Origin of the sequence: Bacillus sp. FJAT-42315 (assembly GCF_002797375.1) — a bacterium.
GTDB lineage: Bacteria > Bacillota > Bacilli > Bacillales > Domibacillaceae > Bacillus_CE.
The window spans coordinates 1,316,371-1,338,453 of record NZ_KZ454941.1 but is presented as its reverse complement, the minus strand read 5'-3'; the positions used below and the strand labels follow the sequence as shown (position 1 = coordinate 1,338,453).

Below are 22,083 nucleotides of genomic sequence, written 5' to 3'. Positions count from 1 at the left end.
AAATAGCTACTTATTATTTTTTCAGTTTACTAAATGCTTTTTCCGCAGCCGCAATTGTTTTCTCGATATCTTCATCGGAATGAGCCGTTGATAAGAACAACCCTTCAAATTGAGACGGTGGAAGGAAGATACCTTCATTAGCCATTTCTTTATAATACTCAGCAAACAGCTCTAGATCAGACGTTTTCGCTGTTTCGTAGTTAATAACATCTTCATTCGTGAAGAAAATGCCAATCATCGAGCCGGCACGATTAATCGTATAAGGAATGCCATGCTTCTCTGCCGCTTCTGACAAACCTTTTTCTAGAAGATCCGCTTTACGAATAAACTCATCATACGTTTCCGGTGTTAATTGACGAAGCGTTTCTAAACCTGCTGTCATCGCCATCGGATTTCCTGAAAGAGTTCCCGCTTGATAGATCGGACCGCTTGGAGCAATTTTCTCCATAATATCCGCGCGACCACCGAACGCACCGACTGGTAGACCTCCACCGATCACTTTTCCTAAACACGTTAAATCTGGTGTTACACCGAAAAGACCTTGACCACAGTTATAGCCTACACGGAAACCTGTCATTACTTCATCAAAAATGAGCAAAGCACCATATTGCTCTGTAATTTCACGAAGACCTTCAAGGAAGCCTGGTTGTGGAGGAACGACACCCATGTTACCAGCGACTGGTTCGACGATGACACAAGCGAGGTCATCACCGTACTGTTCAAAGGCAACTTTTACTCCTTCGATATCATTATAAGCAACGGTTACTGTATTTTGAGCAACCCCTTCTGGAACACCAGGGCTATCTGGCAAACCTAATGTAGCCACGCCTGAACCTGCTTTAATTAACAATGAGTCACCATGACCGTGATAACAGCCTTCAAACTTTAAAATTTTATTTCGGCCAGTAAATCCACGAGCTAGACGTAGCGCACTCATCGTCGCTTCCGTTCCAGAAGAAACCATGCGAATAACTTCAATCGATGGTACGCGCTCGATCACAAGCTTCGCTAATTCATTTTCAACCAATGTTGATGCACCGAAGCTTGTTCCTGTTTCAGCCGTCTTCTTTAATCCTTCAACGACTTGGTCGTTTGAATGCCCTAAAATTAACGGACCCCAAGAGAGAACATAATCAATGTATTCGTTGCCGTCGATATCATAAATTTTCGACCCTTTCCCACGCTCCATAAAAATCGGGTCCATATTGACTGATTTGAATGCACGAACTGGACTGTTGACTCCACCTGGCATTAGTTTCACTGCTTCTTTATACGCTTGCTTTGACTTTTCATAAGAACGCATTGATCGTTTCCCCCTTTTATTCGCTCAGCCAACGGGCTACATCTTTTGCAAAATAGGTAATAATTAAATCCGAACCTGCTCGTTTCATGCTTGTCAATTTCTCCATGACGACAGCTTTCTCATCAATCCAACCATTTAGCGCAGCCGCTTTGACCATTGAATATTCTCCACTAACATTATAAGCCACAACTGGTGCGTTGAACTCATTGCGTACGTCACGAATAATATCCAGATAAGATAGCGCAGGCTTCACGATTAAGAAGTCTGCTCCTTCCTCCATATCCGATTGAGCTTCACGCAATGCTTCCCGACGATTCGCAGGGTCCATTTGATACGTTTTGCGGTCACCAAACTGTGGCGTAGAGTCTGCAGCATCACGGAACGGTCCGTAAAAGCTTGACGCGTACTTGACCGCATAAGACATGATCGGCACATCGGTATAGCCTGCCTCATCAAGCCCTTTACGAATAGCCGCCACGAAGCCGTCCATCATATTAGATGGAGCAATAATATCCGCTCCTGCTTCCGCTTGGCTCACGGCTGTTTTCGCTAATAAATCTAGCGATGGATCATTTAATACTTTGCCGCCTTCAATGACACCACAATGCCCATGATCGGTATATTCACAAAGGCATGTATCCGCGATCACAATCATGTCAGGATATTGCTCTTTAATCGTACGAGTCGCCTGCTGCACAATTCCGTGAACATGGTAAGCACCTGTTCCTGTCGCATCTTTTTCATGAGGAACACCGAATAAAATGACCGACTTAATGCCAAGTGAAACGATTTCATCCATTTCTTCGTTTAAACGATCCAATGATAGCTGAAACACTCCTGGCATCGAGGATACTTCATGCTTCACACTTTCACCCTCAACAATAAATAGTGGGTAAATTAAGTCTTCTTTTTGTAAAATTGTTTCACGTACAAGAGCACGCATATTGGCTGATTGTCGTAAACGACGATGACGTGTAAATTGTAATCCCATTATTCCTCTTCCTTCCTGAAGTATTGAGCCATTTCTGTGATCAATGCTTCAATCGTATATTGTTGTGGACAAATAGAGACGGAAAGACCAAACTTCTTGACTGCTGCCTCAGTCACCGGACCGATGCAGGCAATGACCGCTGAAAGTGAAAAATCGGCTTCCTCGATCACATCGATAAAATGGCGAACAGCCGATGGACTCGTAAACGTAATCACATCTAATCGCTCGTTTTGCAGAAGCTGAACGAGACGCCTCTTTTCCTCTTTAGGAAAAAAAGTTTCATAGACGATCCATTCATCTACGTGTACACCTTGTTTTCGAAGTGCCTCAGCAATCGTCGTCCGCGCGAGATTTCCTTTAGGAATAAGAACATTCTGCGCTTGAAAAAGTCCAAGTTCAATCTCTTTTGCCAACTGATCAGCCGAGAACTTTTCTGGAATATAGTCAGCAGTAAAGCCATACTCCTGCAAGACCGCTGCTGTTTTCGTCCCAATCGCCGCAAATTGGGCGGAAATCCTCGTCCGATCAACGCCCATTTCTTCCAACCGCTGAAAGAAGAAATCGACGCCATTTTTACTCGTTAAAATAATCCAATCATATGTACATAGCTTGTTAACAACGACCGCCTCATTGGAAGCTTGAATGGCCTGAAAAGCAATCAAGGGAACAGCATAGGCTATTCCCCCGGCTGCTTTTATTTTATCAATAAATGGGGCCGCTTGTCCTCTTGGACGTGTCACTAAAATATGCTTATTATGAAGCGGCTGAATCGCTGGCATTTAAGCGTCCAGCTCCGCTTTCACGTCCTCAATCAGTTTCTTCGCACCACGTTCACTTAAAAGAGCGGCCGCTTGCTCTCCTACTGCTTGAGGATCTTTCCCCTTAACGATTTCTTTAAAAATCGTCTTTCCATCTGGAGACGCAACTAAAGCGGTTAATTGTGTTTCATCGCCTTCTATCGTCGCAAATCCAGCAATCGGCACTTGACAGCCACCCTCCATTTGATGAAGAAACGCTCTTTCTGCTTCCACCGTTTGCTTCGTCTCCGGTGAAGTAAATGCCGCAAGTAACTCTAGCACTTCTTCGTCATCTTCACGACATTCAATTGCTAACGCCCCTTGCCCAACAGCTGGGAGGCAAAGATCGGCATCAAGAAACTCGGTCACGACATCTGTTGACCAGCCCATGCGCGCAAGACCAGCAGCTGCTAAAATAATCGCATCATACTCTTCCGTTTCTAATTTCGCTAAGCGCGTATCGATATTACCGCGAATCCATTTAATTTCTAAATCTGGACGGAGAGCTAAAATTTGCGCACTTCGTCGAAGACTGCTCGTACCAACAATTGCCCCTGCCGGTAAATCGGCTAACTTGACATGCCCTTTAGAAATAAAGGCATCGCGATGATCCTCACGTACAGGAATGCAACCGATCGTCAATCCTTCAGGTAGTACAGCTGGCATATCCTTCATACTATGTACAGCAATATCAATCTCTTTATCAAACATCGCTTGTTCAATTTCTTTAACAAACAAGCCTTTCCCGCCTACTTTTGAAAGAGTCACATCTAAAATGCGATCTCCTTTCGTCACGATTTCCTTCACTTCAAAATCGTAATCAGGGTTAATTTTTTTCAACTGAGCAATGACCCAGTTTGTTTGCGTTAATGCTAATTTGCTTCTTCGGGAACCAACAATAATCTTTCTCATTATGTCCTCCTACCTTTATGCATACCAAAAGTGAAACGATGAAAACCGACTCACTAGGAAAAAATTAATTAATACGATTAAAAAAGCCGCACAGTTTACTTGTGCCAATGTTTTCTCATATACTCCTCGGCGGACCTTTAAATATAGGAATATACTATAGATCGTTAACAGCACCAATGAAGCAACGATTTTCACATCGAACCAGCTCACTTCAGGTAGCTTCATAAATTTCCATGTTAATCCTAAAAGAAGACTTAACAAGAGCATCGGCACACCGACCGCATTGAAAATATAAGAAAGCTTCGCCAGCTTCTGTAAATCACCGATCCGCCAAAGTCGTTGACTCCATTTTTTCATTTTTAATAGCCTATGCTGCAGCAAATAGAGCAAAGAAAAAATAAACGACAAGGAAAATGCCCCATAAGATAGGATCGCCATTGTAATATGAATAAATAACAGCTCGGAAACTAACTTTTCCGCCATCGCTTCAGATTCCACTTGCACTGGAGCAAATGTATGAATCGCCATAATGACAAACCCAATGACATTCGTAAAAAACACCATAAAATCCATTCGCAACAACCGGTTCATCACAAGTGACAGCGTGATTAATACCCACGCATAAAAATAAAGCCCTTCAAAAAGGGTAAGCACAGGAAATCGACCGGTTTGCTTCATATAAAGAAATAAAAAGATTGTTTGAAGTACCCAAACAATCGCTAACATCGAGAAGGCGATTCGATTCGCCTTCTTGTTTTGATTTAAAAAGTCAATGAAATAGAACATGATGCTTGCTGCATATAAAATGACCATCAGTTCGTGAATTCTCGTCATTTCTTGTTCAAATAACATCGTGCAACCTCGCTTACACTTGGAATAAAGGCTTTGCTTGTGCTACTTGAACGCGTTGTTCCACGACTTTTGCCTGCTTTTGTTCTTCTACTTCTTGTTCGATATTGAAAATTTGCATGAATAACTCTAATTTCTCAGCTGCACGCTTATCTCCCGCCAATTCCTTTGCTTGCGAGATTGGATCTTTCAACATTTGATTAATAATACTTTTCGTATGTTTACTCAACACTTTGCGTTCACGATCCGTTAAGTTCGGCATTTTTCGTTCGATGCTTTCCATCGTTTCCGCTTGAATAGAGAGCGCTTTCTGACGAAGAGCAGAAATGACCGGAACGACGCCGAGCATATTGATCCAATCATTAAACGCTATGATTTCGCTTTCAATCATGAGTTCAATTCTCGCCGCTGCTTTTTGACGCTCAGCAAGATTCGCTTGCACAATTCCTTCAAGATCATCAATATCATATAGGAAAATACTTTCGAGTTCAGAAATTGCAGGATCAAGATCGCGTGGAACAGCAATATCCACCATGAATAGTGGTTTGCCTTTACGCATCTTTTCCACAACAGCCATTCTTTCTTTCGTAATTACATAATCTTTAGAGCCAGTTGAGCTAATTAAAATGTCAGCTTCGACTAGCGCACATTGCAACTCCTGTAACGTTTTCGCATCACCATCAAAACGCTCAGCCAATATAGCTGCTTTTTCAAACGTCCGATTGATGACCGTTACTTTCGTTGCCCCACTGCCGTGCAAGTTTTGGATTGCTAACTCGCCCATCTTACCTGCTCCCACAACGAGTACATGCTTTCCTTTCAAATTGCCGAAAATCTTTTTCGCTAGCTCTACAGCTGCATAGCTGACAGATACAGCGTTCGCGCCAATGTCTGTTTCAGCATGTGCCTTTTTCGCTAACGTGATGGCTTGTTTAAATAAATGATTAAATACCGTACCTGTAGAGCCCATCTCTTGACCGCGTAAAAAGCTTGAGCGCACTTGTCCAAGAATTTGCGTTTCTCCAAGTACCATTGAATTTAATCCACTCGCCACTTTAAACAAATGCTCAACAGCTGCCTCTTGCTCATAAATAAATAGAAAAGGTGTAAATTCTTCCTTTTCAATCTTAAACCACTTCGATAAGAAATCTTTAATATAATATCGCCCTGTATGAAGTTGATCTACGACCGCATAGATCTCTGTTCGGTTACATGTAGACAAGATGACATTCTCTAAAATACTCTTTTGTTGTTGAAGTTCTGACATCGCTCGTTCTAAGTCAGACTCATTAAATGATAACCGTTCCCTGATCTCCACTGGGGCTGTTTTGTAGTTCAGTCCCACCACAACAATATGCACGTTTCCTTACACCCCCGAAAAAATCTATTATCCCTATTATACCACGATGAAAAATTTCCTTATTCACAAATTGTGAACATATGCTAACATTGAAAGTAATGGATAGAAAAAAATAGATATGAACTGATATAATCCCTGTACATAGAGTAACAAAATGAGACGTAAGATTCAAGATTGCGACAAAGAAAGCGGGGAAATTGTAAATGAAGCAGCAACGATTATTTCCAGGCGTCATTTTAATCGGATTTGGATTGTACTTTTTCTTACAGCAGACAGGGCTTAATAGCATTCAACCGTTCTTGAGCTGGCCCACTTTACTTATCGTCATCGGCATAGCTTTTTTAGCTGAAGCTTACAGCGGAAATGAAGCGAGCGGTATTTTACCTGGAGTCATTTTGACAGGCTTTGGTATTCACTTTCATGTTGTCAATCATTTTCAATTTTGGTCCAATGACACGGGTGTCTTTATCTTAATTATTTCACTTGGCTTTTTAATGCAGTATCAAAAGACGAGAAAAGGATTATTCCAAGGTTTGCTTTTTCTTGTTTTGGCAATCATCACACTCTTTTACGATAAAGTAATTGAATGGTTAGGTATCCTTGAAAACCGCGCTTTTTCCCTTTGGCAGTTTTGGCCGATCGTTTTGATCATTATCGGCGGCTATTTATTATTTATTAAAAAGAAATAGGGGGCTTAAACATGGTCCATGTCATACAACGGAGAATAAAATATTTACTCCTAAAATTTTTCAGGTTAAAAGGCAGCGCCCATAGCATTTCCATCGGTTTTACTCTAGGGGCCTCTATTAATTTTATTCCATCCTTTGGTATTGGTGTCTTGATCTCTGTTGCCATTGCTAAATTATGTAGAGGAAACCCCATTGCTGGCTTTTTAGGCGGCATTTCATTGATGTGGGTCTTTCCTGTGTTGTTTTATTTAAATTTATTAACAGGCCGATTCATTTTTCCTGATGGCTTAGGAGAGGTCGTCGACAAAGTAGCCAGTCATTCCGCATCCCTTGATCAATCCGTCCTCACTAGCCTGTCACTTGGCCGGACATTCATCATTGGTATGCTCATTAATATCGCCCTTTTTATTTGTTTATTGTACCCACCAATCTACCTTATTTGCAAAAAATACCAAAAAAGAATCCTTCAATACATATACGTAAAATGGGTGAAAAGACCAGTACTACAAAACTAGGTTGTTAGAATAGTTGGCACACAAAAAGGCAGCGAACCTGAATGGATTCGCTGCCTTTTTTTAATTCTTCATTCGTCGTTGCAATATTTTCCACGCTTCATCTTTGCCTTGTCCCGTTTCGGATGAGAAGACGACAATGTCATCCTCCGGCTCAAACTCAAGCTTTTCTTTCACAACTTTCAAATGCTTTTGCCATTTCCCTTTTGGAATTTTATCCGCTTTTGTTGCGATCACGACAGCTGGAATATCGTAATGCTTAAGGAAGTTGTACATCATCACATCGTCTTCTGTCGGCGGATGTCTTAAATCGATAATTAACACGCAAGCTCTCAGTTGTTCTCGCGTCGTTAAATATGTTTCAATCATTTTTCCCCATGCTTCACGTTCCTTTTTTGAGACTTTGGCAAAGCCATAGCCCGGAACGTCAACGAAGTACAGAGCCTCTTCAATTTTATAAAAATTAAGCGTTTGTGTTTTTCCTGGTTTAGAGGAAATACGAGCCATACTTTTACGATTGATCATTTTATTAATAAAAGAGGATTTCCCTACATTTGAACGTCCAGCTAAAGCAAACTCCGGCAAAAAGCTTTCTGGGTATTGCTCCGGCTTGACTGCACTAATGACCATTTCTACTTGATTAACCTTCATTGTTTTCACCTACTAATGCTACTTTTAGAACATCCTCCATCGTCGAAGCAAGAACGAATGTTAATTCCTTGCGCACGCTTTCTGGAATGTCTTCAATATCTTTTTCATTTTCTTGTGGAAGAATAATCGTTTTTAATCCCGCGCGGTGAGCCCCTAGCGACTTCTCTTTCACGCCTCCAATGGGCAACACGCGTCCTCGTAACGTAATTTCTCCTGTCATTCCTACTTCTTTGCGAATCGCACGACCTGTTAAAGCAGATACGAGAGCCGTCGCCATCGTGATTCCCGCAGATGGTCCGTCTTTCGGAACAGCTCCCTCTGGCACATGGATATGAATATCATTTTTTTCATGGAAATCTGCCTCAATGTTGAACTCAGTCGTTTTTGAACGGACATAGCTAAAGGCGGCTTGAGCGGACTCTTTCATTACATCCCCAAGCTTACCAGTTAAAATCAATTTTCCTTTTCCTGGAGAAAGAGAGACTTCGATTTGCAACGTATCGCCACCGACTGTTGTATAAGCCAATCCATTGGCTACACCCACTTGGTCGACCGTTTCCGCTTGACCATAGCGGAAGGTTCTCTTTCCTAAAAAGTCTTCTACATTTTTGCTTGTAACAATAATTCGCTTGCGCTCATTGGACACAATCTTCTTCGCCGCTTTCCGACAGACTGACGCTAGCTGACGCTTGAGACTACGCACACCCGCTTCTCTTGTGTAATAACGGATCATATCTTGCACCGCTTCTTCCTTTACTTGCAGCTGACTTTTCGTTAACCCATGCTCTTCGACTTGCTTTGGCAATAAATGCTTCGTCGCAATATGTGTTTTCTCAACCTCTGTATAGCCAGCAATCGTAATAATCTCCATTCGATCACGGAGTGGGCCTGGAATCGTCGCTAAATCATTCGCAGTTGCCACGAACATGACGTTAGAAAGATCATACGTTTCCTCAATATAATGATCGCTGAAATTATGATTTTGCTCTGGATCAAGAACCTCTAGTAAAGCAGCGGATGGGTCGCCTCTAAAGTCACTCGACATTTTATCAATTTCATCGAGCAAAAAGACAGGATTGATCGTTCCTGCTTTTTTCATCCCTTGAATAATACGTCCCGGCATCGCCCCAACATACGTGCGGCGATGACCGCGAATTTCCGATTCATCACGTACTCCGCCAAGCGAAATGCGCACAAAGTTTCTTCCTAGCGACTCGGCAATCGAACGGGCTAAAGACGTTTTCCCTACCCCTGGAGGTCCAGCCAAACAAAGAATCGGGCCTTTTAATGATTTCGTTAGCTGTTGAACCGCTAAATATTCTAACACTCGTTCCTTTACTTTCTCTAAGCCATAATGGTCGCGGTTTAAGATCATTTCCGCGTGAGACACATCGAGATCATCGTCCGTTGCTTTCGACCATGGCAGTGCAAGGAGCCAATCTAAATAGTTGCGAATGACAACACTTTCTGCGGCACTTGCAGGGATTTTTTCGTAGCGATTTAATTCCTTTAACGCCGTTTTTTCAATGTTTTCTGGCATCCCTGCTTCTTCAATGCGCTTCAGCAGCTCTTCAACTTCTCCTGTTTTTCCTTCTTTATCGCCTAATTCTTGTTGGATCGCTTTCATTTGTTCGCGCAAAAAATACTCCTTTTGCGTGCGCTCCATCGACGTTTTCACACGTTGCCCAATCTTCTTCTCTAAATTAAGCACTTGCTTCTCATTATTTAATAATTGAATAATACGGTTCAAACGCTCTTTCACATCAAACGTTTCGAGGATTTCTTGCTTCTCCTTCAGCTTGATTGGCAAATGAGAGGCCACGATATCTGCTAGTCGGCCTGGCTCCTCGATATCTGCTACAGTCGAATATGTTTCAGCTGATACTTTTTTAGAAAGCTTTATGTATTGCTCAAAATATTGCAGAAGCGTTCGCATTAGCGCCTGAAGCTCTGTATTGATTAGCTGTTCGTCCGCATGCGTCTGAACGGTCGCCAAAAAGTACTCTTCTTTATCTTCCACCGTTTCAATCGTCGCCCGTTCTAGCCCTTCCACTAAAACACGAATCGTGCCGTTTGGCAACTTAAGCATCTGCTTTACTTTTGTCAATGTCCCTGTTTCAAACAAATCCTCCTGAATAGGGTCATCTATATTCGTATCTTTTTGTGTAGCTAAAAAGATTAAATGGTCGTCCATCATCGCTTGTTCCAATGCTTGAATGGAACGATCGCGACCTACGTCAAGATGCAACACCATGGTTGGATAAACTAATAAGCCTCTTAACGGCAGGAGGGGAACAGTATGTACTGGTTGATTACTCATAAACATTACCTCCATCAATTACAACATTCAACAAAATCATGACCTACTGATCTTCATGTTGCTTTCTTCCTAAAAAATGCATGCTTTTATTAATTTTATCGTATTTAAAAGGGAGTGTCTATTCTTTGGAGAGGATCGATCATGTGAAAAGGCCACTTGCTAAAAACAGCTAACGTCTCCGCTGTCTTTCTAACTCTTGATGGAGATGTTTAGCGTTTAGCAAATAGCCTTTTTGTTTACAGTGCCTCTGAATGCGGATTGCCTTGTATTTCCGCTCGTTTATCAAAAAAGTGGACAAAAGTATCTCTTAAATGGGTCACAGGAATAACTTTGACCCCCTCCACGTTCTTCAAATCAAGAAGATCATTTTCATGAGGGATTAATACTTTTTTCGCTCCTGCTTCCTTTGCAGCCAACACCTTTTGTCTCACACCACCAACCGGCTTGATTTTTCCTGATAAACTAATTTCTCCAGTGATCGCCACCGTGTGGTCAACAGGATGACGATAAATGGACGAGTACATCGCAACAGCCATCGCCGCTCCAGCCGATGGTCCATCAATCGGCATACCACCTGGAAAATTAATATTAATATCAAACTGATCAACTGGTACACCAAGGGATTTCAATACCGTCCATGCATTTTCAGCAGAGCCTTTCGCCATACTTTTGCGACGCATCGATTTGGCTGGCTGATTAAACGTTTCTTCCTCTACAATACCGGAAACCGTCACCGAACCTTGAGTGGTCGTTGGAATAACAACCGCTTCAATTTCAAGTAAAGCGCCGCTAGTTGGTCCTGTCACCGCTAATCCATTTACGACACCGATCGCTGCTTTCTCAGGTATGGAAAGGCTCCATTTTGGTGACAGTCGACTAGAATAGACAACCCACTCGACCTCTTCATCTAAAATTTCCTTTCTACCATCCATGATCGCAAGCCCAGCCGCCATTTGAATTAAATTGACCGCTTCCCGACCGTTGCGTGTGTATTTCGCCGTGAGTGACAACCCTTTTTCAGTGATCATCATTTGAGCTTTTTCTGCCGCTTTTTTGGCGATTTCAATGATATCTTTATTACTTAGTTCATTGAAGAAGATTTCTTGACAGCGTGATCGAATCGCTGCCGGAATTTCTTCTGGCCTTTTCGTCGTCGCGCCAATTAAGCGAAAATCAGCCGGCATCCCCTTTTGAAAAATATCATGAATATGTTTTGGAATCGTGTCATTTTCTTCACTATAATAGATGCTTTCAAGCCAAACTTTACGATCCTCTAACACCTTTAATAGCTTGTTCATTTGAATCGAATGCAATTCGCCAATCTCATCTAAAAAAAGAATGCCTCCATGCGCATTGCTCACCGCTCCCTTTTTCGGCTGAGGAATCCCTGCTTGCCCGAGAGCACCCGCTCCTTGATAAATCGGATCGTGCACAGAACCAATTAAAGGGTCGGCAATTCCTCTTTCATCAAAACGAGCGGTCGTCGCATCCAACTCGACAAAGACGGAATGGTCGCTAAACGGCGACTGTGGACTTTTCTTTGCCTCCTCTAACACTAAGCGAGCAGCCGCTGTTTTCCCAACACCAGGTGGTCCATATACAATGACATGCTGAGGATGAGGACCGCAAATAGCCGCTCTTAACGCTTTAATCCCGTCCTCTTGACCGATAACATCAGTAAAACTTGTCGGTCTAATTTTCTCAGCTAGCGGCTTCGTTAACGAGATTGACCTCATTTTCTCTAACGCTTCCATTTCTTTTTTTGACTCTCGATCAATCGTTATTTTATTCGCATGTTGCTTTTTAAGCAGCGTGAAAAAATAAAAACTAATAATCACCCCAAACACCAATTGTCCCACAATCGCAACTGTCGTCCAATCCATTTGACACCCTCCTGCACTGAAAAATTATTCGAATCTAATTTTTCAGTATCTCCAGTTCAGGCAGAGATCATCCGCTTTTCCGATAAAAGAACATGAAAAAAGGACAGTTCTTTACAGCTTGAACTGTCCTTTTTCGTTATGTCTAGCTGCGCCAACTAGCCGCTCGAGGTCAAAAGCCAATCCGTCCAAAAGGTTAAAGAACAACCTTTCAGACGGCTCGTCTTTTGCTTGTCGCGGCTGATCAAGTTGGCTCCGCTTTTCTTTATGCTGGTGTTTTTGTGTTTTGGTCGATGTTTTCTCCGTCTTCGCCTAGTAGTTTCGGCGAGGCACCGTCTGTCACGGTTTCTTTTGTGATGACGCATGTTTTTACGTCTTCACGGGATGGAAGATCATACATGACATCTAGCATAATGCTTTCGATGATGGAACGCAGTCCACGAGCACCTGTTTTGCGCTCGATTGCTTTTTTCGAAATTTCAAGAAGAGCTTCTTCTTCAAATACTAATTCCACATCATCAATTTCAAGCATTTTTTGATATTGCTTCACAAGTGCATTTTTCGGCTTTGTTAAAATTTCAACTAAGGCATCTTCATCTAATTGCTCTAAGCTTGCTGTCACCGGAAGACGACCAATAAATTCAGGGATTAAGCCGAATTTTAACAAATCTTCTGGTACTAGCTTAGAAAGAAGCGATTGATCGCTTACTTCTTCTTGTTTCGTTTCTGCACCGAAACCAATTACTTTTTGCCCTAAACGGCGTTTAATAATCGTTTCGACACCATCAAATGCTCCACCACAAATAAACAAAATATTCGTTGTATCAATTTGAATGAATTCTTGGTGCGGATGCTTTCTGCCACCTTGTGGAGGAACGCTCGCGACAGTACCTTCCAAAATTTTCAATAAAGCTTGCTGCACACCTTCACCAGAAACGTCACGCGTAATCGAAGGATTCTCTGATTTACGCGCCACTTTATCAATTTCATCGATGTAAATAATGCCTTTTTCCGCTTTCTCTACATCATAATCAGCCGCTTGAATCAGTTTAAGAAGAATGTTTTCGACATCTTCCCCTACATATCCAGCCTCTGTTAAAGAAGTCGCATCAGCAATGGCAAAAGGTACGTTTAAAATGCGTGCCAATGTTTGAGCAAGAAGGGTTTTTCCGCTTCCTGTTGGCCCGATTAAGCAAATATTACTTTTTGAAAGCTCCACGTCATCTACTTTGCTGTTAGAGTTAATTCGTTTGTAATGGTTATATACCGCGACAGCTAGCGATTTTTTCGCCCGTTCTTGTCCAATCACATACTCATCGAGAATATCGCGAATTTCCGTTGGCTTTGGAACGTCTTTAAATTCTACTTCTTCCTCTGTTCCAAGCTCCTCTTCTACGATCTCCGAGCAAAGTTCAAGACATTCGTCGCATATATACACACCGGGACCAGCTACAAGCTTACGAACTTGGTCCTGTGTTTTTCCACAGAAAGAACATTTATATTGACCTTTTTCATCGTTAAACTTGAACAAAATGTGTCACCCCTTATAAATAATAATATTAAGTAAACAACTATATTCCATCGTTCACTTATGTCCTTAAAAAGTTATGTATTGCATTGTACCACATTTATACACCGACCTAAAATAAAAAGGCTTTCTGTATATATAATGGGCTATTGGTGGAACTATTACTAAAATATAAAGTTTTTATGTAATGGGTAGAAAACAAGGCACGAGAAATTCGCGCCTTGTCTTCCCTTAATTCTATTATGCACTAGTTTTGCTGTTTTCTACAAGGAATTCGACTGCTTTGCGAATTTTCAAATCGCCTTTCATGCCTTCCGTGCTACCTAATGCTTTTTTGATGTCTTCTACTGGCAAGTTAAATTGCTCAGACATTTTTGTTAACTCTTGCTCTAAATCTGCTTCTGTTGCTTCAAGATTTTCTGCAACTGCAATTGCTTCAAGAGTTAAGCTTGTGCGAACGCGTGTCTCAGCGTTTTCTTTCATTTGGTTGCGAAGGTCTGTTTCGCTTTGACCTGAGAATTGGTAGTAAAGGTCAAGGTTCATACCTTGCATAGAAAGGTTTTGTGTGAATTCTTGAAGCATGCGATCGATTTCGCTTTCAACCATTACTTCAGGAACATCTACTTCTACACTTGCTACTGCTTTTTCAACAAGCGTGTCGCGAAGAGTTTGCTCTGCTTCGTTTTTCTTTTGCTCTTCTAGACGTTGTTGGATTGTTGCTTTTAATTCAGCAAGAGTTTCTGCTGCTTCATCTGTTTCTTTCGCGAACTCATCGTTAAGCTCAGGAAGCTCTTGAGCTTTGATTTCGTGAAGTGTTACTTTGAATACAGCCGGTTGACCTGCAAGCTCAGGCGCATGGTATTCTTCTGGGAATGTTACTTCCACGTCTTTTTCTTCGCCAGCTGCCATGCCGATCAATTGATCTTCAAAGCCTGGGATGAACGTGCCAGAACCGATTACTAATGAATAGTTCTCCGCTTTTCCACCTTCAAATGCTTCACCGTTTACAAAGCCTTCAAAGTCAAGAACAACTGTATCGTCTGCTTCAACTTTACCGTCTTCTTTGACAACAAGCTCTGCGTGACGTTTTTGTAAAGAAGTCAATTCGTTTTGAACGTCTTCTTCTGTCACTTCTGTGCTCATTTTTTCCACTTCAAGACCTTTATATTCACCAAGCTTTACTTCAGGCTTTACTGTAACAGTCGCTTTGAAGATTAGCTCTTTGCCTTTTTCCATTTGCTCGATATCGATTTCTGGACGATCTACTGGCTCAATACCAGCTTCTTCGACCGCTTTTCCGTATGCTTCTGGAAGAATGAAATCAAGAGCATCTTGATATAAAGACTCTGCGCCAAAGCGCTTTTCAAACATTCCACGAGGCATTTTACCTTTACGGAATCCAGGTACATTAACATTTTTTACTACTTTTTTAAATGCAGCGTCAAGACCATTGTTGACTGTTTCTGCATCTACTTCTACTGTAAGAACGCCTTGGTTCCCTTCTAACTTTTCCCATTTTGCAGACATAAAAAGTTCCCTCCAAAAATCTATAAATTGATAATAAAATTGAACATTTTATTTTGTTCTAACGCCCTATGTATGTCAATCATTAAACAAAAAGGACACATTACGACCTTTACATTATAACATACGATTATTCTCTTTCAAGAAAAAGGCTACATAATAGGCGAAGAAATTTCATCTAGTTCCTTAATCAACGCAAGGCTACGACTGATTTCTTTTCCAAGTTCGTTCTCATTCAACAGTCCATCTTCATAATAGGACTGAACGAGCAACAAAGAAGCTTCCGCCCAGCTTTCAGGAGCGACTTCTTCAGGATCAAACGGATACAGCAAGAAGAAATGGCGTTTCACACATTCTCTCACTTGCTCCAACAGCACCGGATTTGTCTGCCCAAGTTGCTCTTCTAACCAGCGAATCACTTCTTGAAAATATTCACTTTCAAACGTATCCTTTAACACTGCTGGCACGACTTGTTTGTGAAAATAAAATTTCCGCACCTCCGTTGGCTGCTCGATGCCGTGCTCCTTCAACACATTTAAAATGAGCGTTTGCATAAATGGATGTGTTTGTGGGTCCTTTAACAACTCTTCTAAATCTTTTTTATAAGGGCGGATATTTTGATTCACTAGCTCCATCAATTTGATGGTCCTCTCTCTTAAACTCTCGCTTCCTGTAAACAGTGACTTCTCTTCAATAGGTGGAGAATCTTTCATCTTTTTGCTCAATAGTAACAGCTGCTCAAAATTCTCTCTTTTCTCTTCTGGGAGCTGTTTTTCTTCCATTAAAGCAGACAACGTAGTATAGATCTCCTCATATTGCTTTTGCTGCATCAAGATAAGAATATACACATCTAATACATCAAAGTATTCTCCAATCCCTTGATTCAGCATATCTTTGCATAACGAAAGTGCTTGATCATATTGATCGCTTTCATATAAGGCAAGCAACAGCGCCATTTTCACATCGTCTTCTTCATCTAAAGGGTATTGGAGTGCTTCTTGCAAGTAGAGTACCGCTTGGTCGTAATCTTTCTTCTCAAGCGCCTCTCTCCCTTTACGAATCAACTCCTCAGAGGTCCCTGGAAAAATAAATATATTTCCTTTTTTAATCCATTTTTTCTTTTTCATTTTGTGATCACCCGATCATTTATAAGTTCAAATCGACTATCTAAATAGCCGCTTTCTTTCGATTTTACTTATGTAAGTGTAGCATGATATTTTTCAAAAAAAAAGCAACCGAAGGAAAACCATACCGCTATCGTTGACGGTATGGTTTCTTATTAAAAACGTGAGTTTCATTCGCCTTTGTGATCGTGATGATGTCGATGTTTATTAATCCATCTTTGTTGCATTTGAAGCAACTTGACTGTTAAGTGAATAGCCATTTTTTCCGTAAGCATACTTTCATGAGAGCAATAGTCGTTTTCAAGGAAATCAAATTCACTAATATCTGCGTCGACAATTTCACAGAATGGTTTTTCATTGAAAAATTCAGAGCTTGTTTGAAAGTGGTTCTTTTTATCTCCTTCAAGATTATTTTTATCGATAAATTTATATTCAAATCCCGATTTAAAGCTCTTTTTGAAAGGTTGTAACTCATCTACTTCAACTTCCGTGAAGCATCTAAATGGCACCTTCACCGTATGATGATACACAGGGCCCGAGCAGTCCTCAACATACTCAATGTTCTTCTCTACATACCCCTCTAAAAACAACTTCACCATCTTTTCTTCGTGGTGACACTGATCATGTTTTTTCATAGGCGGCAATGGAACTACTTCACATTGAGTAATATGAATATTCTTTTTGATTCTCTTAATCTCATATACGAACTTAGGCATCGGAACCTTTGCTTCCACAGGGATTTGAATAAACACTTCTGCTAATACAACAGGAAGCTTCGCAATAAATGGACCATATTCGGCATCCGGATAAACCGGGTAATTTCTACATTCAGAAAGCGTTTCGGCTTTGACAAATTCACATTGAACTTCCTTGTCCCCATACTTTTTATGATCATCACATTTGTTTTTGTGGCAATCATTCTTTTTCGACTCTTTTTTATTATGATCATAGCTATCATAATCATCATAGTATTTCTTACTCATCTTCTCATCCTCCGATATATTTTATTTCCCTACGGACTGACTAGCAACGGCTGCTCTCACATAACATAGATCTATTCAGGAGGGACAACTTCCTCCTTTTTCATCTACTGCTATATGCTATTCGGGCTTGATGAAATGGAATGGACAAATGTTACAAAGGAAGGGCCCTTTTTGTGATTGGGATAAAATAGAAAGAGCACCCAATGATGTGGGCACTCTAAAATGTTCGTCTATTTTTGATCTTTTGGTTTATGTGGTGTTGGTGTGGGGGATGATCCAGTTGCCCCTTCCCATATTTTTCGTAAATTTTAAAATCATTTTCAATTGAATAAATACATCTGCTATCTCCCGGTTCAATAATAGCTGGAGCAAAATTATTATTTGTCAATTGAGATGAAAGCGCACCATAATAAAAATCAGCTTTTGCTAACTTTTTTGACTCTCCCCGCTCCATGTGAAATATCATTTAATATTTAAAACTTGATTAAGTGTCACATCTAAAAGTAATATACTTCTCCAATTGAACATTTTCAGTTTTAAAGCCAACATCGAGCCATGCATGGGCATGTGAATATGTGACATCATTACTCCACCATGCTCTACATGTCGATAAGCAGATTGTGGTAAAGTAAAACCTAAAACCACTTCAATATTTCGAAAAGATAGGGTAATCGTTTCTGTTTTATTGCTTTTTAAAAATTCTTGTAACTTTAGATATTTTACACCGCGCATTTTTCTCCCCATCTTTTCACTAGTTACACAAACGGCAAATGCGTAACATTAGTAGTTCTCGGTGCTACCTGACCTCTTTGATATGCTGTTGAACTTAAATCTGCATAATGAATTGTTGCTGGTAAACGCATTTTGTTCAGTGAATGAATATGCATAAATGAAAGGCGATAAACATCTTCAATTAGTTGTTCAAATGTTAATGTTTTTGTATACTGCACAATTTTTATCGGTTGAGCCATACCTATGTTCTCTCTAGGATCGGTTGCACATAAAAACGCTTCCTTTTCACGCTTATAATATACACCTTGTCTCGTTTCAAATTTCTTAGTTGTTTCATTATAAAAAGCCATACGTCGATTTGATTTCTTAATTACCTCTATGATGTCATATGCAACACCGCGAGCTTTAAATAATTTATCTACAAATTCTGTGTCTTCATTCCACTTTCCATCTCTATGAATAGTTACATGCTTTGGAAAATCACCAAATTGATTCTTATAAGTAAATAGGACATCCATTAATATCTCTTCTAATGTTTTCGTATCAATTTTTTCACCAGCTAACGCCCCATGAATAGCAGATTGTTTTAGCAAGTGACCGTTGCTACCAATAACGTTCATAATTCCTGCTGTGCTTTTCCCATCTTCATGACTTACATCTAGCCCGATAAAGCAATCTGAATGTGTTCTTTCGTCGAGCACCCACGGCTGCATACCACTCTTAACATATACACCAAGAAGAATATTATTAATAGTGTAAAACAAATTATCGCTTTTAATTCGATTCGCAACCTCCTGACAAACCACCTCATCATTTGGATTAAACAAGTCTAACTGATTTCTTTTCAATAATTGTTGGAACAATTTTAAGCTGTTTTCTGTTATTACTTGTGTTGAAATGTCCCATTTGCCACCAAATTGCCTTTTGAAGGCATCGTAAACCTTGATTGGTAATTTAGTTAGATGTTCATCTGTAATAATTGCCAAAACGGTTGAATCTATAAAAATCGACTCTAATTCTCGAATCTCCCAAGAGAATTGTTGGAAAAACTCTTCAGTAAATTTCTCCTTCACTTCCCTCGTCTTATGACTAATTTCCAGTGTTACACCTTGCTGTTTTGCAAACTGTTGAAGTATTTTAATAAAACGAAATACAAGAGCTTTAGAAATTCCTAACTTTTTCTCTATTGCTTCATCCATAAATATCGACAATCTAATTGTTCCACTTTTAAATAGCTTCCCATTTTTCATACCATGTAAAGGCTTAAAGTAAGACCTGTCCATAAAGATTTTAGGATCCTGTATTTGATAAAGTTCATAATTGTTCGCTTCAATAAGAAATGGATTTTTTTCAAATGTTAAGTATGGATAAACGTTTAAAAGATTCATCGCCTGACGTAACTGTTTTTTCATACGCTCATCTGGCTTCATTTTTAAAATGTCCATTACCTTTTTTGTTTCAAATGACTTCATTGTTTCAAATGAACACAAGGGCTTTAATACGGTTGCAGCATAGCTTAAACTATCTCCATAAATTGGCTTTGCATAAATAACTTTCACGCCATCATGCAATGCCTCTATTACCCTCGTATCACCTTTTGCATTATAATATTGATAAATTGACTTCTTTAACTTAGGGCAATATTCCATCACTGAATACGGGGCTATTTGTTCTACTTCATATGTATAGTTATTTCGAATATCACTATGTAGTACTTTTAAGCCTGGTTCAATCACTTCACCACGCTCAATCATTTGTTGCAATGTATGTTCATATTCAAACTTATGCGTTAAGTGAAAACCAATATGGATACTATTAGCTAATATATTTATATGAAAAGATAATGCAGGATAGATTAAGATATTCCCAACTTTTTTAGGATTCCATTCTTGTAAGTCAGAACCTGCACGCTTCATTTTTAATTGTTTTTGACCTACTGCTAGTAGACTTTCTTTAATTAGTCTTTCAAGTAGTCTTGTTTCAAATGGATTGTTAGGGTTTATTGTCTTTATTTCATAAGATAGTGGTTCAAATCCAGCGTAACTGTTAACCGGTTCAAAAGTAACAATTGTACTTTGATTAAAAGCTACAGCCATATAATCATTAGCACGCCTCCAGGCTTTACAAATCATTGAGGCACCCTCATATTTTTTTGTTGGATCTTCTACCGGAAATTCATAGACGTGCAATGATATTTCATTGGCCCATTGAGTAGCTGTAACTTCAGTAATATATGCTTCCATCTGAACACCTCATATCTGATTCCTATTTAAATTATCCACTATTAATTATACTTGATAAATATAGAAAAAGTTTCAAGTTAATTTAATTTCCTATTTCAAATTTTTTAAAGTGTTGTAGCAATGGATTCAGCTACGAAACAACATCTATAATTTGATGTATGGGCTACCTTTCTTTAACGCCTGTTCAACCGTGAGTGCTGCTCGTTTTTTAGACATAACAAAAAAGCCCCCTAACTCGTTGATTAACCGGCTGAATACGATTTGTTGACCGTATCATTGACCGATTCATTCAACGCGTTAGAAGGCTTTAATGACGCCTATTTAGCGTGATTTCAATTACGTCCCAGGAGAGATTCGAACTCCCGACCGACGCCTTAGAAGGGCGTTGCTCTATCCAGCTGAGCTACTGGGACACGTTTTATTTGTTTTTTATTTATTTATCTTGAAGACATTTATTATGATACCAAGATATATATTATATGTCAACACTATTTCAAAGAAAAAATTCTTTTTCTTTTTTTCATCGAATTTCCGCCAGCAGATGTTGTCTGCTGGCGGATTGTATTCATTGAAATACTTGTCGCAGCGAGTCCAGTTCTTGATGCGTTTCGTCATAAAAACAGATCGTCGTCATGTCGTGATCGACTTCAAGGATAGCATATGTTTTTTCTTTACGTCCACGAGGGAAGGAGATGCTACCTGGATTGACGAATACTGTGCCATCGATGCGCTCCGCTCCAACGAGATGCGAGTGACCGAAGAACACAAAGTCGGCTGCATATTCCTTCGCTTTATACATCAAATTCATTAAAGACATTTTAATATTATAACGATGTCCGTGTGTGACGAAAATTCGCTTTCCTTCTACACCTTCAATAATATCATACGGAAATTGATTTTCGGTATCACAATTTCCACGCACGATAAAATATCCTTCCACCGCTGGGTCATTCGCTGACAGCTCCGAATCGCCGCAATGGATCATCGCATCGACTTGATCCTCATATCGCTCTTTTAACTGTTGTAGCACTTCGCTCCAGCCATGACTATCACTGACGATTAATACTTTCATTTCATTGCACCCTCAAGCAAAGCAGGTAAAAGTTCTTTTAATTTGTTCAATGCATTGCCACGGTGGCTAATGCTGTTTTTCGTTTCAGGTGCAAGTTCCGCCATCGTCGCTTCAAACGACTCCACATAAAAGATCGGATCGTAGCCGAAGCCATTCGTTCCTTGTTTTTCTTCTGTAATTTTACCTTCACATGTGCCAGCTACTGTTGCTGTTTCCTTCCCGGGCATGGCAATGGCTAAAGCACAATAAAAGCGAGCCGTCCGTTTGTCGCTAGCAACACCGTGAAGCTCCTTCAGCACTTTTTGAATGTTCGCCTCATCGCTTTTCTCTTCTCCTGCATACCTAGCTGAATAGACGCCAGGGCGACCATCTAACGCATCGATCATTAAGCCAGAATCATCAGCAATAACGAGACGGCCTGTTAACCGACAGATCTCCTCTGCCTTTAAGATCGCATTTTCCTCAAACGTTTCCCCTGTTTCTTCTACATCGGCATACTCCGGATAATCGAGCAACGTCTCAACCTTCATTTCGAAAGAAGCAAACATCTCAGCGAACTCCTTCGCTTTTCCTTTGTTTTTTGTGGCGATAATGACTGTGTCCATCGGGGGTC

General features: G+C 40.3%; 19 protein-coding genes and 1 tRNA gene. 2 read left to right on the top strand and 18 right to left on the bottom strand.

From position 1 onward, the window contains the following. Positions 1 to 13 precede the first annotated feature (13 nt). Genes hemL through hemA form a run of 6 tightly spaced genes read right to left on the bottom strand, consistent with a single transcriptional unit; the run spans position 14 to position 6,212 of the window. Positions 14 to 1,303 (bottom strand): glutamate-1-semialdehyde 2,1-aminomutase, encoded by a 1,290-nt coding sequence (gene hemL / locus CEF22_RS06335; RefSeq protein ID WP_100402191.1) that lies wholly within the window; start codon positions 1,301 to 1,303, stop codon positions 14 to 16. Positions 1,304 to 1,319: 16 nt separating this feature from the next. After that, positions 1,320 to 2,294, bottom strand: a complete 975-nt coding sequence (gene hemB, locus CEF22_RS06330) for a porphobilinogen synthase (protein ID WP_198508031.1) — start codon at positions 2,292 to 2,294, stop codon at positions 1,320 to 1,322. Beyond that, entirely contained in the window at positions 2,294 to 3,073 is a 780-nt protein-coding gene (locus CEF22_RS06325) for a uroporphyrinogen-III synthase (protein WP_100402189.1), read from the bottom strand. Before CEF22_RS06325 ends, hemB begins: the two co-directional genes overlap by 1 nt. Then, the gene (gene hemC / locus CEF22_RS06320) at positions 3,074 to 4,003 is read right to left on the bottom strand and encodes a hydroxymethylbilane synthase (RefSeq protein WP_100402188.1); all 930 of its coding nucleotides are present in this window, start codon (positions 4,001 to 4,003) and stop codon (positions 3,074 to 3,076) included. A 15-nt stretch (positions 4,004 to 4,018) separates the two neighbouring features. Continuing rightward, complete coding sequence (gene ccsA / locus CEF22_RS06315; RefSeq protein ID WP_095477633.1) at positions 4,019 to 4,855, bottom strand: cytochrome c biogenesis protein CcsA; 837 nt, start codon at positions 4,853 to 4,855, stop codon at positions 4,019 to 4,021. A gap of 13 nt (positions 4,856 to 4,868) precedes the next feature. Beyond that, positions 4,869 to 6,212: a glutamyl-tRNA reductase gene (gene hemA / locus CEF22_RS06310; RefSeq protein ID WP_100402187.1), complete on the bottom strand. Its 1,344-nt coding sequence runs from the start codon at positions 6,210 to 6,212 to the stop codon at positions 4,869 to 4,871. 203 nt (positions 6,213 to 6,415) lie between these two features. Here hemA and CEF22_RS06305 point away from each other — a divergent pair, with 203 nt between their 5' ends. Further along, positions 6,416 to 6,901: a LiaI-LiaF-like domain-containing protein gene (locus tag CEF22_RS06305; protein ID WP_100402186.1), complete on the top strand. Its 486-nt coding sequence runs from the start codon at positions 6,416 to 6,418 to the stop codon at positions 6,899 to 6,901. Between the two features lie 11 nt (positions 6,902 to 6,912). After that, positions 6,913 to 7,416, top strand: coding sequence for a DUF2062 domain-containing protein (locus CEF22_RS06300; RefSeq protein WP_100402185.1), 504 nt, complete (start codon positions 6,913 to 6,915; stop codon positions 7,414 to 7,416). Between the two features lie 60 nt (positions 7,417 to 7,476). On the opposite strand, the gene yihA is transcribed toward CEF22_RS06300, so the two are convergent. From yihA to CEF22_RS06235, 12 genes are all read right to left on the bottom strand, one after another. Next, complete coding sequence (gene yihA, locus CEF22_RS06295) at positions 7,477 to 8,064, bottom strand: ribosome biogenesis GTP-binding protein YihA/YsxC (RefSeq protein ID WP_095477625.1); 588 nt, start codon at positions 8,062 to 8,064, stop codon at positions 7,477 to 7,479. Then, entirely contained in the window at positions 8,054 to 10,384 is a 2,331-nt protein-coding gene (gene lon / locus CEF22_RS06290; RefSeq protein WP_100402184.1) for an endopeptidase La, read from the bottom strand. Before lon ends, yihA begins: the two co-directional genes overlap by 11 nt. A gap of 236 nt (positions 10,385 to 10,620) precedes the next feature. Then, positions 10,621 to 12,267: an ATP-dependent protease LonB gene (gene lonB / locus CEF22_RS06285; protein ID WP_100402183.1), complete on the bottom strand. Its 1,647-nt coding sequence runs from the start codon at positions 12,265 to 12,267 to the stop codon at positions 10,621 to 10,623. A 262-nt stretch (positions 12,268 to 12,529) separates the two neighbouring features. Continuing rightward, entirely contained in the window at positions 12,530 to 13,795 is a 1,266-nt protein-coding gene (clpX, locus tag CEF22_RS06280; RefSeq protein WP_100402182.1) for an ATP-dependent protease ATP-binding subunit ClpX, read from the bottom strand. A gap of 237 nt (positions 13,796 to 14,032) precedes the next feature. Then, positions 14,033 to 15,319, bottom strand: a complete 1,287-nt coding sequence (tig, locus tag CEF22_RS06275; protein ID WP_100402181.1) for a trigger factor — start codon at positions 15,317 to 15,319, stop codon at positions 14,033 to 14,035. Between the two features lie 149 nt (positions 15,320 to 15,468). Next, positions 15,469 to 16,443, bottom strand: coding sequence for a tetratricopeptide repeat protein (locus CEF22_RS06270; RefSeq protein WP_100402180.1), 975 nt, complete (start codon positions 16,441 to 16,443; stop codon positions 15,469 to 15,471). Positions 16,444 to 16,610: 167 nt separating this feature from the next. After that, complete coding sequence (locus CEF22_RS06265; RefSeq protein WP_100402179.1) at positions 16,611 to 17,423, bottom strand: CsxC family protein; 813 nt, start codon at positions 17,421 to 17,423, stop codon at positions 16,611 to 16,613. 462 nt (positions 17,424 to 17,885) lie between these two features. Continuing rightward, on the bottom strand, positions 17,886 to 18,155 hold the full coding sequence (locus CEF22_RS06255) for a hypothetical protein (protein WP_100402177.1): 270 nt from the start codon (positions 18,153 to 18,155) through the stop codon (positions 17,886 to 17,888). Between the two features lie 23 nt (positions 18,156 to 18,178). After that, on the bottom strand, positions 18,179 to 20,398 hold the full coding sequence (locus tag CEF22_RS06250; protein WP_100402176.1) for a Piwi domain-containing protein: 2,220 nt from the start codon (positions 20,396 to 20,398) through the stop codon (positions 18,179 to 18,181). 339 nt (positions 20,399 to 20,737) lie between these two features. Beyond that, positions 20,738 to 20,811, bottom strand: a tRNA-Arg gene (locus CEF22_RS06245). Between the two features lie 152 nt (positions 20,812 to 20,963). Then, positions 20,964 to 21,470, bottom strand: a complete 507-nt coding sequence (locus CEF22_RS06240) for a metallophosphoesterase (RefSeq protein ID WP_100402175.1) — start codon at positions 21,468 to 21,470, stop codon at positions 20,964 to 20,966. Continuing rightward, positions 21,467 to 22,075: an XTP/dITP diphosphatase gene (locus CEF22_RS06235; RefSeq protein ID WP_100402174.1), complete on the bottom strand. Its 609-nt coding sequence runs from the start codon at positions 22,073 to 22,075 to the stop codon at positions 21,467 to 21,469. The genes CEF22_RS06240 and CEF22_RS06235 overlap by 4 nt, the downstream gene beginning before the upstream one ends. Positions 22,076 to 22,083 lie beyond the last annotated feature (8 nt).

Bases quoted from the DNA above. Each gene is read 5' to 3' on its own strand.
- CEF22_RS06250 (WP_100402176.1), bottom strand. From the start codon at position 20,398: ATGGAAGCATATATTACTGAAGTTACAGCTACTCAATGGGCCAATGAA.
- CEF22_RS06305 (WP_100402186.1), top strand. From the start codon at position 6,416: ATGAAGCAGCAACGATTATTTCCAGGCGTCATTTTAATCGGATTTGGA.
- hemB (WP_198508031.1), bottom strand. From the start codon at position 2,294: ATGGGATTACAATTTACACGTCATCGTCGTTTACGACAATCAGCCAAT.
- CEF22_RS06255 (WP_100402177.1), bottom strand. From the start codon at position 18,155: ATGCGCGGTGTAAAATATCTAAAGTTACAAGAATTTTTAAAAAGCAAT.
- CEF22_RS06265 (WP_100402179.1), bottom strand. From the start codon at position 17,423: ATGAGTAAGAAATACTATGATGATTATGATAGCTATGATCATAATAAA.
- yihA (WP_095477625.1), bottom strand. From the start codon at position 8,064: ATGAAGGTTAATCAAGTAGAAATGGTCATTAGTGCAGTCAAGCCGGAG.
- ccsA (WP_095477633.1), bottom strand. From the start codon at position 4,855: ATGTTATTTGAACAAGAAATGACGAGAATTCACGAACTGATGGTCATT.
- lon (WP_100402184.1), bottom strand. From the start codon at position 10,384: ATGAGTAATCAACCAGTACATACTGTTCCCCTCCTGCCGTTAAGAGGC.
- tig (WP_100402181.1), bottom strand. From the start codon at position 15,319: ATGTCTGCAAAATGGGAAAAGTTAGAAGGGAACCAAGGCGTTCTTACA.
- lonB (WP_100402183.1), bottom strand. From the start codon at position 12,267: ATGGATTGGACGACAGTTGCGATTGTGGGACAATTGGTGTTTGGGGTG.
- hemC (WP_100402188.1), bottom strand. From the start codon at position 4,003: ATGAGAAAGATTATTGTTGGTTCCCGAAGAAGCAAATTAGCATTAACG.
- CEF22_RS06300 (WP_100402185.1), top strand. From the start codon at position 6,913: ATGGTCCATGTCATACAACGGAGAATAAAATATTTACTCCTAAAATTT.
- CEF22_RS06240 (WP_100402175.1), bottom strand. From the start codon at position 21,470: ATGAAAGTATTAATCGTCAGTGATAGTCATGGCTGGAGCGAAGTGCTA.
- hemL (WP_100402191.1), bottom strand. From the start codon at position 1,303: ATGCGTTCTTATGAAAAGTCAAAGCAAGCGTATAAAGAAGCAGTGAAA.
- CEF22_RS06325 (WP_100402189.1), bottom strand. From the start codon at position 3,073: ATGCCAGCGATTCAGCCGCTTCATAATAAGCATATTTTAGTGACACGT.
- CEF22_RS06235 (WP_100402174.1), bottom strand. From the start codon at position 22,075: ATGGACACAGTCATTATCGCCACAAAAAACAAAGGAAAAGCGAAGGAG.
- CEF22_RS06270 (WP_100402180.1), bottom strand. From the start codon at position 16,443: ATGAAAAAGAAAAAATGGATTAAAAAAGGAAATATATTTATTTTTCCA.